This window comes from uncultured Mucilaginibacter sp. (genome assembly GCF_903893715.1).
Taxonomy (GTDB): Bacteria; Bacteroidota; Bacteroidia; order Sphingobacteriales; family Sphingobacteriaceae; genus Mucilaginibacter.
Window position 1 is genome coordinate 14344 of sequence record NZ_CAITNG010000069.1, and the last position, 17441, is coordinate 31784.

A 17441-nucleotide genomic window follows, 5' to 3' on the forward strand; every position below is an offset into this window, starting at 1 on the left:
ACATACGCGCGCTTTATTTATGCTTAGCTCTAAAGTGCTTTAAGTCTGTTTGATATATGACGACAGGCATTTCTTTTACCCGCACTTAGGTCGAAATTTACTATACTAAACCCGAAGGAGATGGAAAAGACATATAAACTGTCCCGGTTTTTAAAGTCGAATGCCGAGAGTATGGTGTTAGTATTGATGTTTATGATTTTATTGCTGTTGGTGTTTTGTTTCAGCGCCACTGCATCAAAAAGCAGAACCTATAAGGTCATATCAAATGAGTTGGCAGATACTTCGGTCTCCGCTCAAATCCAGCAACAGCTGAGCAACAACCGTTTCGAATCCGCTTTGTATTTCCCTGTTTCGGTAAGCGGTTTTTATAATGCAAACAACTTTACTCCCGTGTGGACGAAATTTCAAAACGGAACAGGCAAAGGCTGGGAAGCAATGCTGATGTTGGATTGCGTTTTGCAATTCGGGCTTTTATACGAGGATTTTCACCCGCATGAGCTTCTATATGGCACATTGCATGATATGCTGGAAAAGCCCGCCTCTGTCAGTAATTATCAAAAAGCAAGATTTGATATATTGCTTACCGATGCGATGATTGAGTTTATCAACAACCTGCATTTTGGTAAACTTAACCCTGATTACCCCACTGCAAAAATCGATATTGGTAATACAAACGGGTTTAGCGCGATAACCGTTTTAGCCAGCGCTTTACGCCAAACCGATTTTATGGGCACCATAACTGCCGTGCAGCCAAAAGCAAAGGAATACGTTTATCTGCAACACTATCTGCGGGTAGCGGCAGGCCAGGATGCGCAAGACTGTTATGCGTTGCCTGAAGGGGTATTAAAAAAGATAGCCGTCAACATGGAGCGTTTGCGTTGGGCCGCTATAAACAACGATACTTACATCCATATCAACATACCTTCGTTTACGCTTAAATTCCACCAGCCGGATACTACATATCTGTTTAAAGTAGTTGTGGGTAAGCCCAATAACCCTACACCTACGTTGCAAAGCGCCATTGGCTATTTCACAACAGCGCCCGAGTGGAAAGTGCCTGATAAGATTTTTGTAAAAGAAATACTTCCGAGGGCACTGGCCAATATCGATTATCTGGAAAACAACCACTACACTATTTATAATGACAGAGGCGGATGGATAGAACCCAGCAGGGCAAATCTGGCCGTGATAAAGCAAAACAAAAGTAAATATCATGCTACCCAATCATCAGGGTGTGATAATGCCCTGGGGTTGGTTGTATTCCGTTTCCCTAATATTTACGAGGTATACCTGCATGATACTCCTGAGCAGCAATTGTTCAAAAAAGATGTGCGCGATTTTAGCCATGGCTGCATCAGGGTAGAGCAGGCCGAAAAACTTGCGGGGCTTGTATTGAAAAACGACAATTCTGCCGATAAAATTGCCGCGGCGCATCAAGCCATAGTGAAGCGGAAGACAGAAACCTTTACGCTGAAAAAAGTATTACCCATAAACGTAACCTACCTCACTTGCGAAGTAGATAACGGAGTACTGACCATCTATCCGGACATATACGATCTGGACAATCGTTTGGAATGGGCATTATTTGGTATACCGCCAGCCATTTTATAGCGGTACGACAGGGACGATGAAATTTTATTAAAAACATTAAAGTCATGCAAACTATAAGTTTTAAACCAGTGACCGATACCACCAACTATTGGTGGTTGCTGCTTTTTTCGGGTATTGTTTTGATAGGGATGGGGGTTGCAGCAATTATCTACCCTTTGCAATCCTACATGGCACTTTGTACACTTTTTGCCGTCGGCATCATTACAACAGGCTTTTTAGAGGTGCTGTTCTCGATAAACAACCATAGGCATTATCATGGTTGGATATGGATAACCATATTAGGCCTGCTCGATATAGGTTTTGGGGTATACCTTATCAATTTCCCTCAATTAAGCATGAATTTTTTGCCCGTGATAGCCGGTTGCTGGATGCTTTTTAAAGGTTTTACCGCTATGAAAAACGGGCTGGATATGCGCAACTATGGTTTTTTTGAGTGGGGTTGGATATTTTTGACCGGGATAATGTTGATTATATTGGCGGTAATGATGATTGCTGAGCCGGCTTATGGCGCTTTTAACATTATTTTATGGACATCATTTGCCATTATTTTCACTGGGATTTCGAGGATTTACATGTCTATCAAGTTGAAGAAATATAAGAACAACCTATCATAGTTCGTCTGCGGGATCAATAGATGTCATTGTTTGACAGCACAAATTTTGTTGCTCCTGTTTGATGACGCTTATCACATTCTGCCATGAGCGTTATCACAGGCAAATGCTTTTTATCATGTTAATTTTATATCAATCAACAGACTGATGTAATGGCCCCTTTTTCGCAAACTAAAAAGTTTTTAGATGATACCGGAAGCATATCCAGGTTTGCGGGCCACTTCTTCAGCATTGGGATAAAGCCGCGGTACGAAATCAAGGAGTTATTGGCGCAATGCTATATCATAGGCTATAAATCGTTGCCGTTGATAGGACTGACCGGCTTTATCATGGGTCTGGTACTTACTATGCAATTGCGTCCTTCGCTTATTATTTATGGGGTTGAATCGAAACTGCCGGTAATGATCGGGATAGCCATTGTGCGCGAAATCGGACCTGTGATTACCGCTTTGATATTTGCCGGGAAAATTGGAAGCAGCATTGGTGCTGAATTGGGTTCGATGAAGGTAACCGAACAGATAGACGCGATGGAAGTGAGCGGCACTAACCCGTTTAAATACCTTGTTGCTACAAGGATATTGGCTGCCACCTTGATGCTCCCCGTTTTAACACTTTTGGGCGATGCCATCTCGTTATTTGGAGCTTACCTGGGCGTAAATATCCATACAGTAACCAACTATCATTTGTTTTTTACGCAGGTTTTTCAAAGCCTCAGTTTCGGCGATGTTTTGCCGGCATTTATCAAGACATTTTTCTTTGGTTTTGCTGTAGGGGTTATTGGTTGTTATAAAGGCTATTTTTCGAGCAAAGGGACACGTGGGGTGGGTAATTCGGCAAACTCGGCAGTGGTGTTGGCATCGGTAATGATTTTTGTTATCGATTTGTTGGCCGTGCAAATTACAGATGTATTGGGCTTAAATTGATGTAACATGGAAACCGAAAAAGATGATGTGTTGACCAAGCCCGGTACACCCTTAAAAGAGCCGGTTATTGTGATAGAACATCTTTACAAAAGCTTTGGCGACAATGCAGTGCTGAAAGATTTTAACCTCATCATAAACGAAGAAGAGAATGTAGTGGTATTGGGCAAATCGGGCTCAGGCAAATCGGTACTCATCAAATGTATCATCGGGCTGTTAAAACCCGATAGCGGGAACATATTTGTGTTTGGTGAGAATGTACCTGACATGGCGCATGAAGAATTAGATAGGATAAGGACCAAAATGGGATTCCTTTTTCAAGGCAATGCTTTGTACGATTCGATGACCGTCCGCGAAAACCTCGAATTTCCGCTGCGCCGGCACTGGATAGGTTTTTCGCAAGCAAAGGTGGATGGACTGGTGATGGAAGCGCTGGGCAATGTGGGTTTAAAACACGCTGTTGATATGATGCCGGCCGAATTATCGGGCGGAATGCTTAAACGTGTGGCGTTGGCCCGTACCATGATACTGCAGCCAGACATCATTTTATACGATGAGCCAACAACAGGGTTAGACCCGGTAACCGCGCGCGAAATAGATACGCTTATTATAACGCTGCAACGTAAATATCATACATCGTCAATCATCATATCGCACGATATGAACTGTGTTAAAAATACCGCCGACAGGGTGGTGCTGCTGCTGGATGGCAAATGCTATACCGAAGGCACTTACCTCGATTTTGAAAAATCGACGGATGAAAATATCAGGCAGTTTTTTGAATAAAAGGAAATGGCAAACCAGGTAGAAAACAATACCAAACTCGGCATATTCGTACTATCAGGATTGATGGTGCTGATGATTGCATTTTATATGATAGGGAAGAACCACACTTTGTTTGGAAACAACTTCAATTTAAAGGTGCGTTTTGCAAACCTGAACGGATTAACCGAAGGGAGCAATGTGATGTTCGCGGGTTTACAGGCGGGTACAGTTAAAAACATTCAACTGATCAACGACACCAGCATTGAAGTAACGCTATTGATAGATGATAAGATAAAAGATTTTGTTCGTAAAAACGCTTTGGCATCCATCGGAACCGATGGATTGATGGGCAATAAAGTGGTTAACATTGTGCCGGTTAACCAGCCGATGGGCAAAGTTGAAAATGGTGATATGCTAATGGCCAAAAAAGCCGTTAACATGGATCAGATGCTGCAAACGCTATCGAAAACCAATAGCAACGTTGCCGATATATCCGAAGGGCTTAAAACAACGGTACTCAGCATCAACAAAAGTTCGGTTATGGGTATCTTAAATGATAAAAATATCGGCAGCAGTTTGAGTTCATCGTTAAAAAACATCAATAAGGCTACTTTAAATGCCAATCAAATAACAGCGAGTATAAACGAGATGATGTTGCAGGCAAAAAGCGGCAAAGGCACATTGGGCATATTGCTTACAGATACGGCCACGGCCGAAAATTTAAGGGAGGCCATTGCCAAGATAAGGATGGCGGGCGATAACGTGAACCACATGACTTCCGATTTGAATAAAATGGTATTGGACATCAATCATAACCTTACCAGCGGTAAAGGCACGTTAAATACTTTGCTGCGCGATACCACAATAGCCAAAAACCTAAAGGCCAGTATGGACAATATCCAAAAAGGTACTGATGCTTTTAATCAGGATATGGAGGCCTTGAAACACAATTTTCTGTTTAGCGGATATTTTAAAAAGCTGGAAAAACAGCAGGCAAAAGACAAGAAATAACAGGAACCGAGTCCAAACCGTCGGAGCGTTAATACGAGTGTTCAAAAAACCAAAAATGCCGCTAAGTCACCCATTTACATGACTGCCGTCATTTCATGTGAACTCTTTACTACAGAGATTTATAGTTTATAACAGTTTCAAGACTTTCCTGAAGCTGAACGTTCTTTTAATCCATATCATCATGAAAACATTAACTCTTTATCTGACAGGTATTTGTTTGATGTGTTTTTTCACCGATGTTAAAGCGCAGAGCCTTTATTTGGGTGTAAGGGGAGGCCTGAGTATCCCTAACCTAACAGCCGGCAGCGGTTACCAGAACCCGTTAAACACAGGCTATAGTTCGCGCCTTGGCCCCGATGCGGGTATTTTTGCAGAATATAAAATATCGAAGCTTTTTTCATTCGAAACCATGTTGCAATACTCATCGCAAGGGGGTAAAAAGAATGGCTTCCAGGCTTTTACGACACCTACAGAAATGGTGGTTATGTTCCCGCCCGATCAAGCTCCTGCTTATTTGTATGCAGATTATAAAAGCGAGGCTAAAATGAACTACCTGATGTTGCCTATTCTGGCAAAATTCGGTTGGAACATAAGCCGTACACCTTTGCACCTTTATGTTGGTGTCGGTCCATTTACCAGTTATTTAATAAATGCAAGCCAGGTTACCAGCGGGCAAAGCCAGTTTTTTGTGGACGCAGCAGGACAGCAGCCATTGCCCGGCGGCGCACAATCGTTTGATGCTACTACCGATATCAAAGACCAACTACATAGGTTTAATGTTGGTATTGAAGGCAACTTGGGCTTTAGTTACCGAATTGGCGCAGGCAATATCTTTATAGAAGGCGGTGGCAATTACGGGTTGCTCAATATCCAAAAGAACGCGGTGGATGGCAAAAACAATACAGGTGCCGCTACCATTGATGTTGGGTACAGTTTTCTGTTTGGCAAATAATATGTTCCGTGTTTTTTGATTACGACCCCGTTTTAATATTGATTGGTTATGATAAAATGTTTAGCCCGTGAATTATTCTTGACGCTAATTTCTATCGGGGGCTGCGTTTTTCAGTCGACAGGTCAGATGTTACTTTATAACAACAGCAATACCATGCAGTACAGCGCAGTAAAATTGACGAACCCTAGTTTGACCGAAAAAAAAAGGTTTGGCCGGGCAACACTGTTTTTTGGCTTGGGCGAGGCAGTGCCATGGTCGTTTGATAAGTATATCGCAAAAGCAGATTTTGCCAATATCAGTTTCCAAACTTTGGGCTATAACATTAACCCCGGTAGCTGGTCGTGGGATTCGGATGATTTTATTACCAATCAATTGGCGCATCCTGCGCATGGCAATATATTTTTCAATGCTTACCGGTCTAATGGTTACACTTTTTGGCAATCTGTACCTGCGGTATTTGTTGGGAGTTATATTTGGGAAACTGCAGGAGAAACACAGGCCCCGTCAATCAACGATTTTATCAATACAAGCTTTGGCGGCGTAATATTGGGCGAGATGACCCACCGGCTGGCCAATAAGATCATCAATAACCATACCCGTGGGGTTAAACGCCAGCTTAGCGAAATATTTGCCTGTATGATAAACCCGGTAAACGGTCTCACCCGGATAACCAATGGCCAGTGGGGAAAGGTATCGGACAATTCAAAAGAACGCGACTCATCGCTGGTAGCCACGGAGTTTGATGCCGGCATGCGCCGGTTTAGCGCAAACGGTCAGCAGGGGAAGTTTGGTTGGTACGCGCATATCAAACTGATGTATGGTACACCTTTCGAGCAATATAGAACGCCGTTCAGTTATATAGAGGTGAATACCGAGTTTGGGCAAGACAAAACCTCTATTGCCAACGTGGTTACCGTGTCCGGGTCGTTGACCGGGTTTTCCGTCCAATCGTCAGATCAAGTAAAGCATGTTGGGTTGCTCACCGTAAACTACGATTATATCAATAACGAAGCGTTTTTTTACAGTGCGCAAAACATCAGGTTTAACTTGTTTTCGGAATTTAAACTGAACAAAAAACTTAAAGTCAATACCTCGGCAGGAGCGGGCGCAATTGTTCTGGCAGCTGTACCTGATCCTTATTTGTACGCAGGCCGGCCGTATGATTTTTGTTCGGGTGTAGGGTTCATCGGCTCTGCAGGGGTTGATGCCGGCGAAAAATTCTTTTTAAACATCCGATACCGTGGTGGTTGGGTTACAACATTAAGCGGTAATTCATCCAGTTATTTTATCCATACTGTTACAGGCGAAGCAAGATACGCTTTTACCGACAGGGTTTCGATTTGTGCCGAACCGGGCTATTTTACATTAAGGGGCGACTATAAATTTTATGAAAACATCAATAAAACTTATCCTTATTTCAGAGCATCGGTAAGGTATGCTGTCGATTTTAGGTGATATGAAGTCAGCAGCATCTGCTATTAAATTAAAGATAAAGCCATGGAAAACATTAGCGATTTAAGCAAAAAAATAGCAGCAGGTAAGCCTGTTGAGTACCCGATACCTGGAAAACAGCCCGAGATAAAACCATCTGTTGTGCCCGAACATGCGCCAATGCCGGGCGAAAAGCCGGAGGTTGTGCCGAAGGAGGAACCTTTTGAAGGCCCGCCGCCCGAAATACCGCAGCCGGAACAAGGGCAATAAAAATAACTTTCAACCGGGCTAATACAATGTAAAACCTTTTTTAATTAGTGTATCATGAAACAACCATTAAAAATGAAATATCCTAACAGCAGGCTAAACCCTTATATCGTATTGCTCCTTTTGCTATTGTTGCTTTTTATATTGTTTACTGCGGTGGTTTTTTTGATAAAAAATCCTGCTTTTTAGTGTCGGCGAGGTAATGTTAGACAGCGTTTATTTCTTTTAAATTAAAGATTATGTTAGGGAAACTAAGTGAAAAACAAATCGAGGATTTGTTGACACGACGGGTAACCGGAAGGATAGGTTGCCACGCCGATGGGGCGACCTATGTTGTCCCCATTAATTACGTTTACCGCAGCCCGAACATTTTTGCCCATTCAACGAGTGGAAAAAAAATTGAGATGATGCGCAAGAACCCGGAAGTGTGTTTTCAGGTAGATGAAATACAGGATATATTTAACTGGCAAAGCGTGATAGCCTGGGGCAAGTTCGAAGAAATAAAAGATGAGAACGAAAAGCACCGGGCAATGCAGGGTATCATACATCAATTGATGCCCTTGGTTAACAAGCCTTCAGGCCATGCGTCGCACGGTATTGCTGATAGGGAAAAGGATATCGGCACGTCGGTTGAGCTGATTGTATACAAAATAGTGTTGCGCGAAAAGACAGGTCGTTTTGAGTCGGAATATTAAGGAGCTTATTCATTGTTTAAACCACTGTAAAAAACAGGGATGATTTGATGCAAAAGTTAAAAGACGAAACGCCGCAGATCCACGAATTGTTCGACCAGTTAAAACTATCGTACCGGAACCTTAATGCCGCCTTTAAACGGGAAAAGGAAACCAATAAAATGAAAAGCCATTTTTTTGCCATGGCCTCTCATGAATTTCGCTCGCCATTAACCAGTATCCAGCTTTCAGCTTCGTTGGTTGAGCGATATTACGATAAGATGGATGAACAAAAAAGGACATTCCACTTAAGAAAAATACAAACGGCGGTTACCGATATGACTGCCATTTTAAATGATTTTTTATCGGCAGAAGGCTTGGAAAATGGAAACATGGCGCCCGTTTTTCAGGAATTTGACTTAGTAACGTTTTGCGAAGATGCTGCTCAGGAAATGCAATGGGCTGCAAAACCACAACAAAAAATATTGTACCGGCATATGGGTAAAATTACCCGCGTTTTGCTCGATAAAAACTTCCTTAAACACTGTATCGTGAATTTGATTTCGAATGCCATCAAATACTCACACGAAACCGGCATCATCTGGATTGAAACCGCGATGAGCGAAAGGTCGTGTGTGATTAGGATAAGGGACAAGGGAATTGGCATCCCCAAAGAATGTCAAGACCATATTTTCACACCCTTTTTTCGGGCGACCAACACCGCCGACATATCGGGCACGGGCCTGGGATTGAATATTGTTAAGCATTATGTGAATTTAATGAACGGGAAAATTCGCTTTACCAGTGCTATTAATACGGGTACCACCTTTACCATTGTTTTCCGAGTGTAAATCCGTAGTCAATATTTTATTACAGGGAAGGTTATTGATCATTTCCGAACTGATGTAACCGTTTGATTACAATCAATATAACACATGTCCAGTGTCATTTAATTTAGTGTTGTTGAGGGGTAACTTTATGTATTATTTTATTAACCTAAAATTTTAAGATTATGAAAACTGACATTCAAATTCAGAAAGACGTGATGGAAGAGCTGAAATGGGATCCGTTTCTGGTGTCGTCCGAAATTGGTGTAGCAGTAAAAAACGGTATTGTAACCTTGTCGGGAATTGTTGATACCTATTCGAAAAAGCTAAGTGCCGAATTGGCTGCCAAAAGGGTAGCGGGGTTAAAGGCTGTAGCTGAAGACATACAAGTGGGCGTATCGTCAAAATATATGAAAACCGACGCCGAAATTGCGGATGCCGTTTACTCGGTTTTAAAATGGCACTCGGCCGTACAGGAAGACAAGATAAAGATAACCGTGGAAGACGGCACCGTTAAATTGGAAGGAGTTGTTGATTGGGAGTACCAGCGCAACAATGCGCGGACAGCAATTGAAAACCTGGTGGGCATCCACTCGATCATCAACCTGATTACAGTAAAACCAAGGGTTGAAACCACTGATCTGGAAAAAAAGATCAAAGCCGCTTTCCATAGGAGTGCAACTATTGATTCGGGTAAAATCCATCTCACTGTTTATGGTAGCAAAGTTACACTGCGTGGCAAGGTACGTTCGTTTGCCGAAGTTGAAGAGGCCGAAAACGCTGTGTGGGCAGCACCCGGGGTGCTTACCGTTGATAACCAATTAGAACTAGACGAACCCGAATATGCTTTTTAAGGTAGCTGGCTGCTTCGCTTGAAATAACAACCGCCAGTCCATTATGAAAAAGGCTATCTTAACAAATGAAGTTGAGATAGCCTTTTTGTTGATAAGTATCATTTTACCCATTGACGGCAGTCATGCAAAAGCAGATATTTTGCAGGTAACTTGTATAGCTTATTAACAAAGGCAACAGGCTATGAAAAAGATTATAAACCTGGGTATCGGCTTACTGATGATGGTTGGCTGTACCTCGTCGAGGATTACCACGTCGTGGAAAGTGCCGGGCATTGTACCACAACAATATCATAAAATAATGGTGTTAGGCCTTGTACACGATAAAAACCGGGCATTGCAGGAAGATATGGAGAACCACATGGTTGGCGATTTGCGCGACCTTGGATATCAGGCGGTTTCATCGTTGCAGGAATACGGACCAAAGGCTTTTGACAAATTGGACGAAGCGACAGCCATCGCACAATTAAAAACAAGCGGGGTGGATGCCGTTGTTACCATCGTACTGCTCGATAAGCAACGCGAGCACGATTACGTGCCCGGTCAAATCTTCTACTCTCCCTATGGTGGCTACTATCACGACGCGTTTTGGGGTTACCGGACTGTTTTATACAGCCGTATTTACGAGCCAGGTTACTACGTGGTGAATACCAGGTTTTTTTGGGAAAGCAATTTGTATGATATGAGTACGCAAAAACTGATTTATTCTGTTCAAACTGAGTCGTTCGATCCCGCTAATTCAGAGACTATGGCCCATGAGTATGGAAAGATGATCATAAAAAACATGGTGCAGCAAAGCGTATTGAAAGATAATGGTGCAGTGCTTGTTAAATAAACGGTGCAAACGTTAAATCGATATTTATAGCGTACATTTATTCCATTCGTTCGTTCCCAGAACAGCTTTCAAACCGGGGCCTAGTTACAAGCCCCGGTTTGACGTTTTTTGCTCTTTTGGTTTTTATCATCCATTAAAATCAAAAGGGTAAACTATGTGTTTTTCGGCAAGTGCAAGTTTTGGGGCAGGGGCTGTTCTGTTGGCTATGGGCGTTACATCGCTCAAAAAGTGTAGTAAGCCATCGCAAATACTGTTTGCAAGCATTCCATTGTTTTTTGCGCTACAACAAATTACCGAAGGCTTTTTATGGGTGAGTTTGTTGCACCCTTCATTTGCTTTGTGTCGATGGCCGGCTACCTATCTCTTTTTGTTGTTTGCTCAAATCATTTGGCCTGTTTGGGTACCACTTTCAATCCGGTTGCTTGAGAAGGATCCAAACAGGAAAAAGTGGCTGAATATGGCGTTGGGGACGGGCTTATTGGTGTCCGTTTATCTGGCATTCAGAATGGTAACCCAACATGTTGGAGCCAGCATAATCGGCTGGCATGTGGTGTACGATATCGGTGAGCCTGATCCGGTTTTACATTCATCAACCGTGCTATATTTTATTGCAACGGTGGCGCCATCATTCATTTCATCGGTAAAAAAAATGTGGATATTCGGCATTTCAGCTACCTTGGCATACATTATTTCGTACATATTTTTTGAGCATTATCTAATATCGGTATGGTGTTTCCTTGCCGCTATCATGAGCAGCGCGGTGATTACCATTATGTTTGATTTGTACAAAAATGTTTTAGAGGATAACAACGCTCCCAAACCAAGTGTGGAAAGCGATGGGGGTAAATAGACCACACTTTCAAAATAAAAAAAACAGGTAAAACCTTTTGCTTTACCTGTTTGGGCATTATGATAGGTTTGAAGGTTGCCTGACCTAATTTTGCAACGCCGATGGGACGATTAGCAATGGTATTTTTTGATTGATCAATACTTTTTTGGCAACACTTTGATGCAACATTCGGATAAAAAAAGTGTGCGGATAGTAGATAACGCTCAAAACATCCGAAGCGGTATCATCGCACAGGCGGTTCAGCCTTTTTACAATGTCTTTTCCTTTAATAGCTGTATATGTGAGGTTTGTATAGTTTAAACTCTCCACCATGCTTTTAAACCCGGCTTCTCTTTCGTCTTCTGCAGCGCCTTTTTTGTCTAAAGGATCTACATGCACTATTTCGAGATGAGCGTTGAATACCTTTCCGAGTTTAACCAGATAACGTATCGCGTTCAAATCGGCCCCATTAAAATCAGTGGCCAGTGTGATCTTCGAAAAGTTTTTGAAGCTGGTGTTGGGTGGTATAACCAATATCGGCCTGTCGGAATGGTCTATTACTTTCGATGTGTCGCTTCCGTTTAAAATATGGTCTATGGTGCTATCGGTACTGGCGCCCATTACAATAAGTTCGATATTGTTTTCGTGTACCACGGTACGGACATTTTGCCCCAGTTCACCTTCCCCGCACTGGTGGGTGATGACGGGTTTATAATGTTGCGCATCTAAGTGTTTTACATAAAGGGTCAGTTTATCCGCAACTTTTGCTAATTTTTCCTTTCTTTCTGAACCATGTTCCATCGGGTCGTCGGGCACCCATGGGCCGGCCCCGTAATATGATGTAACCGGTAAAGCAACATGGTTATTGAACAACAGCAAGTTGGCGTGGAGTTTTGAACAAAGTTTTATTGCCGACAGTGCGGCGTGGTTGGCGTTTTCTGAAAAATCTGTGAGTAGAAGTATGGTTTTCATGACAAGTATAGTTGGTTTATTGGCCTACGAATGGTTTTAACTGGTTAATGAAAACCAATTAATGATTTTATATATAAAGTTTGTTTTTGGGGGTGTTGAGTTCCTGTTCTTTTGCAGCTTCAAAAACAAAGCCCATCCGGCTTCATCAACTGCTTTTTTGTTAACACGGATACGTGTTTTCATACGATATGTGCCATGTGATTTGACAATTCAAATTTGTGGATACACCACTCCTAAAAGAATGACGGGCATCATTTAAATTATTGATAGTCAACAAAAAGCCCTTTATAGCCCGGAATGAGAGGAAGCTGTCGCTTACGGTGGAGAAGAGATGTTTTACGAATTGATTTTTTGCAGGTCTGCTTTCAATTCGGCAAGCTTAAAGCCGTTTGGTGCTGCCTTTTTTCCCACAAAATCGGTGCTGATGATGGCATAGGCCTCTTCAAAATAGGTTTCGTAGAATGACCATGTCATTTTTTTGGCTTCGCCCCAGGTAACAGCGGTCAATCCTTCATGATCATAGCCTATAACGGCCATGGCATGCCCGCCCCAGGTACCGGGCAAACCATCGCCAACAGGACCACCCGGCAATACAGACCAAATGTTTTGCATCTGAGCCGAAAAAGGGAGGTTTAGCCCAATCATACAACCACCAAAAAGGTAAACAGCTTGTTTTACATGATGATGGTTTTTGGGTTCGAGCGCGATATAAGCCAGAATTTTGTGACCTGAAACGCCGTTGTTGCGCCAATAGTTTAGCGTAAGTTTTTCGTCGGCGCCGGTATCGTTTTGGCCGGTAGCAGGGTCGTAACCGGTAATGGTGCTATACAGGTTAATGATATCCTGATCGGCAAGGGTAACCATGTTCCCATTATCATCAGTCCATTCCATGATGAGGTGCCCGGCCGCGGCGCATGTACAGTTGTTTATATTGTGATTACCCATCATGCCCCAGCTATCGGGGGCAATATTGCCGGCATACATATGTTTTTGGGGCACAAGAGGAAGAAGGTCATGATGGAGGTAATCGGCAAAGTTCAATGTCCTCGGGTCATGAACAGGAGTCTTTTTGCCTAATTTCATCATACTATAGTCGGTTTGGGCTGATTTCATCTATGTAAAATTTATACACTCTATAAAAATGTATTGCTTCTATATGCTTGCAAAATACAAATATTCTTTCGACATTGTGTAAAATTTTAAGTTGTGGATAATTTACCTTTGCTGTCCATATTCCATACTTTCGTTGCCGTACTGGCCATTTTAATGGCATTTTATGGTTTATTCCGCAGCGGCCGTATCAACCCAACGAGCGATGTTGGCAGGTTGTATACGCTTTTTACAGTTGTATCCTGCTTATCGTCTCTTCCCATCATGAAAACCGGACATCCGGGTGCAGGTCATGCTATTGCTGTTGTTATTTTGATATTGTTACCAATTGGCGTACAGGCACGTTCAATAAAGTTTTTTCGCAAGAACGCTATATATATACAGACCATTTGTATGTCGGCAACGGTTTATTTATCGCTCATACCGGCGATTACAGAAACACTGACAAGAGTGCCACCCTTTGACCCCTTAGCCAGCAGCCCCAAAGCGCCCATAATACAAGTATCGATATTTATTTTGACAATTGCTTTTGTGTTTGGCGTATCGTATCAGCTAAACAAATTCCGCCCGCGCAAACGATCTGTAAAAGCAGAGACCCGCGAGCTTGTTTAAGTTAAGGTTTCTTTAACGTTTCATCGAACAGCTTTAAAATACGGCAATACTCATCTGTCCAGCTGCTGGGTTCAACAAAGCCATGATCTTCCACCGGGAAAACCGCGAGTTCCCAATTCTGTTTATGTAGTTCGATGAGTTTTTGGCTTAGTTTCACAATATCCTGGAAGTTCACGTTTTGGTCAACCATGCCGTGGCACATCAACAAGCGTCCCTTTAATCCATTAGCGAAATAAATAGGTGAGCTGATTTTGTAGGCATTAGGGTCGTTAAATGGTTCGTTCAAAATATTGGCAGTGTAGCCATGGTTATAGTTTGCCCAGTCGGTAACGCTTCGTAATCCTGCACCTGCGGCAAAAACATCGGGTGTGGTAAACATGGCCATCAGGGTTAAAAACCCACCATATGAGCCACCGTAAAGACCCACGTGTGCGGGGTTTACACCATAATGGTCCACCAGGTATTTTACCCCATCAACCTGATCGGTCAAATCTTTGCCACCCATGTGGCGGTAAATGCCGGTGCGCATATCGCGACCATAGCCTGCGCTGCCCGTATAGTCGATATCGAGCACGGTATAGCCGTTATCGGCCAAAAGGTTGTTGAACATGTATTCTCGGAAGTATGAGCTCCACCAGTAATGTACATTTTGGAGGTAACCGGCACCATGCACAAATACCACTGCCGGTTTTGCCGGATCCGGGTTTTTAGCAGGATACACGCGCGCGTAAATATCAGTGCCGTAGCGGTTTTTAAAGGTGATGACTTCCGGGTCGCGCCAGGGGTAGCCGTTAAACTCCTCCGTGGTCGATTTGGTTACCTGTACAGCTTGCGCGCCGGGTTTATTTGGCTGCAGGTATAGTTCCCAAGGCTTGTTGGAGTAGGAATAGTGTATGGCCAGCCATTTTTCATCCGGCGAAAGTTCAACTTCATTGCCACCTTTCATGCTGGTTATTTTAACAGGTGTGCCGCCCGTTACCGGGATCCGGTAAAAGTGAGTAATACCCGGATGTTCGATGTTGGCTGTAAAGTAAAAGTCTTTTTTGTCATTGGATAGCTTGAGTGTCGATACTTCGTATTTACCGCTGGTGATCTGCTTTTTATCGCCCGAGATAATATCCAACACATAAATATGCGAGTAGCCGGTCGCTTCGCTTTGGTAATAGAAATGGGTATTATCCACCCAGCCTGTGCTACCGCCACCAAAACTGCTAATGCCGGGGCCGCCTATCCATGCATTGTCGTGCTGGCGGTCTAGGAGGAGTAATTCGCCTGTTTCTAAATCTACTTTCATTATCCAGCGGTCCTTGTAATCCTGCGCGGTGAGTATCACTACAGCGTTTTTACCATCGTCGCTCCAGTTTAAGCCGCTAATGTTGATTTTACGGTCAGCGTTTTTGGCGGTGCGGTCGGCCAGTTGGTCGGGGTAATCTTTTACATAATCGGGCAGGTCTTTTATGCCCGGTATTTTTTTAGAGATGGTATAGACCGAATCGCGCTGGGTATCGAAAATATAACTTTCGGAAGTAGCCTGGGGTGCACCCACTTTTAACCGGTTCGGTATTTCTTCGGTAAAACCCGACGCGGTTACATAATCAGGGACGTTGGCTATACGGCCCGGAGCAGCGGGCTGCGTAGTCAAACGATAAGTGATATAGCGCTCATCGGGACTTAACTGTATATTGCTGATCTGTTTATCGGCCAGCGGTATCTCTTTTAGCTTTTCGGGTGTTTGCATGGCCCTGCGGTCGGCAGCATCCAAACGGGCATCTTTGGCTTTCTTTTTAATGATATCGAAAAGCTCCAACTGCTCATTTTTTAGATAGGTATCCTGTGGGTTGGCAGAAGCATCGGCTCCGCCGGCACCACGGCCACCCGCGGCACCTCCTCCGCCGGTACCGCCACGACGGGCACCAACGCCACCTCCGGCCAAACCGGCTGCGGGGGCAACCCCGGCAGGTGCAGCTGCGGCACGGGTAAAGTTGGTGAGTTGTACAATTTCGCCGCCGTTTAGTTTTACCGAGTATAGGTTTTCGGCACGTACGAACAGTACTTTGGTTTCATCTGCATTAAAAACGGGGTTACTTTCGCGCTCCACGGTGCGGGTGAGCGCTATAGATACGCCTGTTTTCAGGTCGTAAAAATATATATCGCCGTTTTTCTCGTAAACTTTTAAGGTGTGCTTTTTGTTCCAGGTACCGTTGCCTATCATGGATTTGCGTTCTTCAATGCCTACGGTAACAGGTTTCAGATTGACTGGGGTGATGGAGTATAAGGAATCGCGCCCTGTATTTTTAGCATTCCAGGTAAAATAAATTTTTTTGCTGTCGTCGCTCCAACTAATGTTTGATGGTGAAGTGCCCATCCATTGCGGGTCGCGCATAATTTTTTCGACGGTCAGCTTTTCGAGTTTCTGCCCGAAGCAGCAGGCAGCGCAAAGTAACAGAGCGAGGGTAAGTATTTTTTTCATAGTACAGATAATGAGGCCGGGTTATTATCCGCAATTTAGTATTTATACCGTAAATGAAAAATTTGTGGCAAAGAATTGTTACAAAGGGGGTGGGTAATAGATATAAGTATAGCTTCAAACAATGAAGTAACCACTTGTGGAGATAAGTAGATGATTTTCTACCTCTGCAAGCTTGTTTTTGATTGGCTTAAGTAATGCTAAAACATCATTATAGCGATTAGTTTTGGAATTGATATTTACGATGCAGACACTTAATGAGCTGATTCTTTGTTGATAGTATAAGTTTTTATCATTGGTGTGAAGCACGTTAAATCCATTATTTTTCATCAAACGTAAGAGGTCGCCATTCTTTTTACCAAGCCATTCCATATCCCGGACGGTTGAAATTTGGTACGTTGTATCGGTAAATCTGTATTTAAGTTTTGTAGGTAATTGCTCGTCAATTAATATTTTCATGAATTTGAGCGTCTATCAATAACTTTTCAGACAATTTTAATACAGCGAGGCAATGCTCTTTTGGGATATAATCGAAGTCGCTTAAAAAGTCGTTCAATGAATCGCCTGCTTCCAAATAGTCGAAAAGATTTTTCACTGGCACCCGTGTCCCTTTAAAAACTGGTGTGCCGCCCAAGATATCCTTATCAACCAATATAACTTCACTTGCTTTCATATTCAAATATAAGCATAATTGAAATA

General features: G+C 43.1%; 19 protein-coding genes. 14 read left to right on the forward strand and 5 right to left on the reverse strand.

All coding sequences use genetic code 11. The features are described from left to right. Positions 1–120 precede the first annotated feature (120 nt). From QZX97_RS08470 to QZX97_RS08530, 13 genes are all read left to right on the forward strand, one after another. Positions 121–1611 carry a L,D-transpeptidase family protein gene (locus QZX97_RS08470; protein WP_295648797.1) on the forward strand — a complete coding sequence of 497 codons (1491 nt, stop codon included), beginning with the start codon at positions 121–123 and terminating at the stop codon, positions 1609–1611. Positions 1612–1655: 44 nt separating this feature from the next. Next, positions 1656–2225 carry a DUF308 domain-containing protein gene (locus QZX97_RS08475; protein WP_295648800.1) on the forward strand — a complete coding sequence of 190 codons (570 nt, stop codon included), beginning with the start codon at positions 1656–1658 and terminating at the stop codon, positions 2223–2225. Positions 2226–2374: 149 nt separating this feature from the next. Further along, positions 2375–3145 carry an ABC transporter permease gene (locus QZX97_RS08480; RefSeq protein WP_295648802.1) on the forward strand — a complete coding sequence of 257 codons (771 nt, stop codon included), beginning with the start codon at positions 2375–2377 and terminating at the stop codon, positions 3143–3145. A 6-nt stretch (positions 3146–3151) separates the two neighbouring features. Further along, the gene (locus tag QZX97_RS08485; RefSeq protein WP_295648805.1) at positions 3152–3928 is read left to right on the forward strand and encodes an ATP-binding cassette domain-containing protein; all 777 of its coding nucleotides are present in this window, start codon (positions 3152–3154) and stop codon (positions 3926–3928) included. Positions 3929–3934: 6 nt separating this feature from the next. Continuing rightward, positions 3935–4918, forward strand: a complete 984-nt coding sequence (locus QZX97_RS08490; protein WP_295648806.1) for an MlaD family protein — start codon at positions 3935–3937, stop codon at positions 4916–4918. Positions 4919–5099: 181 nt separating this feature from the next. Further along, positions 5100–5870, forward strand: coding sequence for a porin family protein (locus QZX97_RS08495; protein WP_295648809.1), 771 nt, complete (start codon positions 5100–5102; stop codon positions 5868–5870). A gap of 189 nt (positions 5871–6059) precedes the next feature. Continuing rightward, positions 6060–7325 carry a DUF3943 domain-containing protein gene (locus QZX97_RS08500; protein ID WP_295648811.1) on the forward strand — a complete coding sequence of 422 codons (1266 nt, stop codon included), beginning with the start codon at positions 6060–6062 and terminating at the stop codon, positions 7323–7325. Positions 7326–7367: 42 nt separating this feature from the next. Then, the gene (locus QZX97_RS08505) at positions 7368–7571 is read left to right on the forward strand and encodes a hypothetical protein (protein WP_295648814.1); all 204 of its coding nucleotides are present in this window, start codon (positions 7368–7370) and stop codon (positions 7569–7571) included. A gap of 236 nt (positions 7572–7807) precedes the next feature. Beyond that, a complete protein-coding gene (locus tag QZX97_RS08510; RefSeq protein ID WP_295648817.1) occupies positions 7808–8263 on the forward strand; it encodes a pyridoxamine 5'-phosphate oxidase family protein in 456 nt (151 codons plus the stop codon). 47 nt (positions 8264–8310) lie between these two features. Next, entirely contained in the window at positions 8311–9090 is a 780-nt protein-coding gene (locus tag QZX97_RS08515) for a HAMP domain-containing sensor histidine kinase (protein WP_295648820.1), read from the forward strand. A 161-nt stretch (positions 9091–9251) separates the two neighbouring features. Continuing rightward, a complete protein-coding gene (locus tag QZX97_RS08520) occupies positions 9252–9920 on the forward strand; it encodes a BON domain-containing protein (RefSeq protein ID WP_295648822.1) in 669 nt (222 codons plus the stop codon). A 181-nt stretch (positions 9921–10101) separates the two neighbouring features. Then, the gene (locus QZX97_RS08525; RefSeq protein WP_295648825.1) at positions 10102–10752 is read left to right on the forward strand and encodes a hypothetical protein; all 651 of its coding nucleotides are present in this window, start codon (positions 10102–10104) and stop codon (positions 10750–10752) included. Between the two features lie 154 nt (positions 10753–10906). Beyond that, positions 10907–11602: a DUF6629 family protein gene (locus QZX97_RS08530; protein WP_295648826.1), complete on the forward strand. Its 696-nt coding sequence runs from the start codon at positions 10907–10909 to the stop codon at positions 11600–11602. 84 nt (positions 11603–11686) lie between these two features. Here QZX97_RS08530 and QZX97_RS08535 read toward each other — a convergent pair whose 3' ends face one another. After that, positions 11687–12553 (reverse strand): universal stress protein, encoded by an 867-nt coding sequence (locus tag QZX97_RS08535; protein WP_295648829.1) that lies wholly within the window; start codon positions 12551–12553, stop codon positions 11687–11689. Between the two features lie 336 nt (positions 12554–12889). After that, positions 12890–13666 (reverse strand): hypothetical protein, encoded by a 777-nt coding sequence (locus QZX97_RS08540; protein ID WP_295648832.1) that lies wholly within the window; start codon positions 13664–13666, stop codon positions 12890–12892. A gap of 93 nt (positions 13667–13759) precedes the next feature. Between QZX97_RS08540 and QZX97_RS08545 the strand changes: the two genes are divergently transcribed. After that, positions 13760–14275: a hypothetical protein gene (locus QZX97_RS08545; RefSeq protein ID WP_295648835.1), complete on the forward strand. Its 516-nt coding sequence runs from the start codon at positions 13760–13762 to the stop codon at positions 14273–14275. 1 nt (position 14276) lies between these two features. Here QZX97_RS08545 and QZX97_RS08550 read toward each other — a convergent pair whose 3' ends face one another. The 3 genes from QZX97_RS08550 to QZX97_RS08560 form a co-directional block, all read right to left on the reverse strand. Beyond that, the gene (locus QZX97_RS08550; RefSeq protein WP_295648838.1) at positions 14277–16745 is read right to left on the reverse strand and encodes a prolyl oligopeptidase family serine peptidase; all 2469 of its coding nucleotides are present in this window, start codon (positions 16743–16745) and stop codon (positions 14277–14279) included. A 114-nt stretch (positions 16746–16859) separates the two neighbouring features. Further along, entirely contained in the window at positions 16860–17201 is a 342-nt protein-coding gene (locus QZX97_RS08555; protein WP_295648842.1) for a DUF5615 family PIN-like protein, read from the reverse strand. Further along, entirely contained in the window at positions 17185–17415 is a 231-nt protein-coding gene (locus QZX97_RS08560) for a DUF433 domain-containing protein (RefSeq protein WP_295648845.1), read from the reverse strand. Before QZX97_RS08560 ends, QZX97_RS08555 begins: the two co-directional genes overlap by 17 nt. Positions 17416–17441 lie beyond the last annotated feature (26 nt).

Bases quoted from the DNA above. Each gene is read 5' to 3' on its own strand.
- QZX97_RS08470 (WP_295648797.1), top strand. From the start codon at position 121: ATGGAAAAGACATATAAACTGTCCCGGTTTTTAAAGTCGAATGCCGAG.
- QZX97_RS08475 (WP_295648800.1), top strand. From the start codon at position 1,656: ATGCAAACTATAAGTTTTAAACCAGTGACCGATACCACCAACTATTGG.
- QZX97_RS08480 (WP_295648802.1), top strand. From the start codon at position 2,375: ATGGCCCCTTTTTCGCAAACTAAAAAGTTTTTAGATGATACCGGAAGC.
- QZX97_RS08485 (WP_295648805.1), top strand. From the start codon at position 3,152: ATGGAAACCGAAAAAGATGATGTGTTGACCAAGCCCGGTACACCCTTA.
- QZX97_RS08490 (WP_295648806.1), top strand. From the start codon at position 3,935: ATGGCAAACCAGGTAGAAAACAATACCAAACTCGGCATATTCGTACTA.
- QZX97_RS08495 (WP_295648809.1), top strand. From the start codon at position 5,100: ATGAAAACATTAACTCTTTATCTGACAGGTATTTGTTTGATGTGTTTT.
- QZX97_RS08505 (WP_295648814.1), top strand. From the start codon at position 7,368: ATGGAAAACATTAGCGATTTAAGCAAAAAAATAGCAGCAGGTAAGCCT.
- QZX97_RS08510 (WP_295648817.1), top strand. From the start codon at position 7,808: ATGTTAGGGAAACTAAGTGAAAAACAAATCGAGGATTTGTTGACACGA.
- QZX97_RS08515 (WP_295648820.1), top strand. From the start codon at position 8,311: ATGCAAAAGTTAAAAGACGAAACGCCGCAGATCCACGAATTGTTCGAC.
- QZX97_RS08520 (WP_295648822.1), top strand. From the start codon at position 9,252: ATGAAAACTGACATTCAAATTCAGAAAGACGTGATGGAAGAGCTGAAA.
- QZX97_RS08525 (WP_295648825.1), top strand. From the start codon at position 10,102: ATGAAAAAGATTATAAACCTGGGTATCGGCTTACTGATGATGGTTGGC.
- QZX97_RS08530 (WP_295648826.1), top strand. From the start codon at position 10,907: ATGTGTTTTTCGGCAAGTGCAAGTTTTGGGGCAGGGGCTGTTCTGTTG.
- QZX97_RS08535 (WP_295648829.1), bottom strand. From the start codon at position 12,553: ATGAAAACCATACTTCTACTCACAGATTTTTCAGAAAACGCCAACCAC.
- QZX97_RS08540 (WP_295648832.1), bottom strand. From the start codon at position 13,666: ATGAAATCAGCCCAAACCGACTATAGTATGATGAAATTAGGCAAAAAG.
- QZX97_RS08550 (WP_295648838.1), bottom strand. From the start codon at position 16,745: ATGAAAAAAATACTTACCCTCGCTCTGTTACTTTGCGCTGCCTGCTGC.
- QZX97_RS08555 (WP_295648842.1), bottom strand. From the start codon at position 17,201: ATGAAAATATTAATTGACGAGCAATTACCTACAAAACTTAAATACAGA.
- QZX97_RS08560 (WP_295648845.1), bottom strand. From the start codon at position 17,415: ATGAAAGCAAGTGAAGTTATATTGGTTGATAAGGATATCTTGGGCGGC.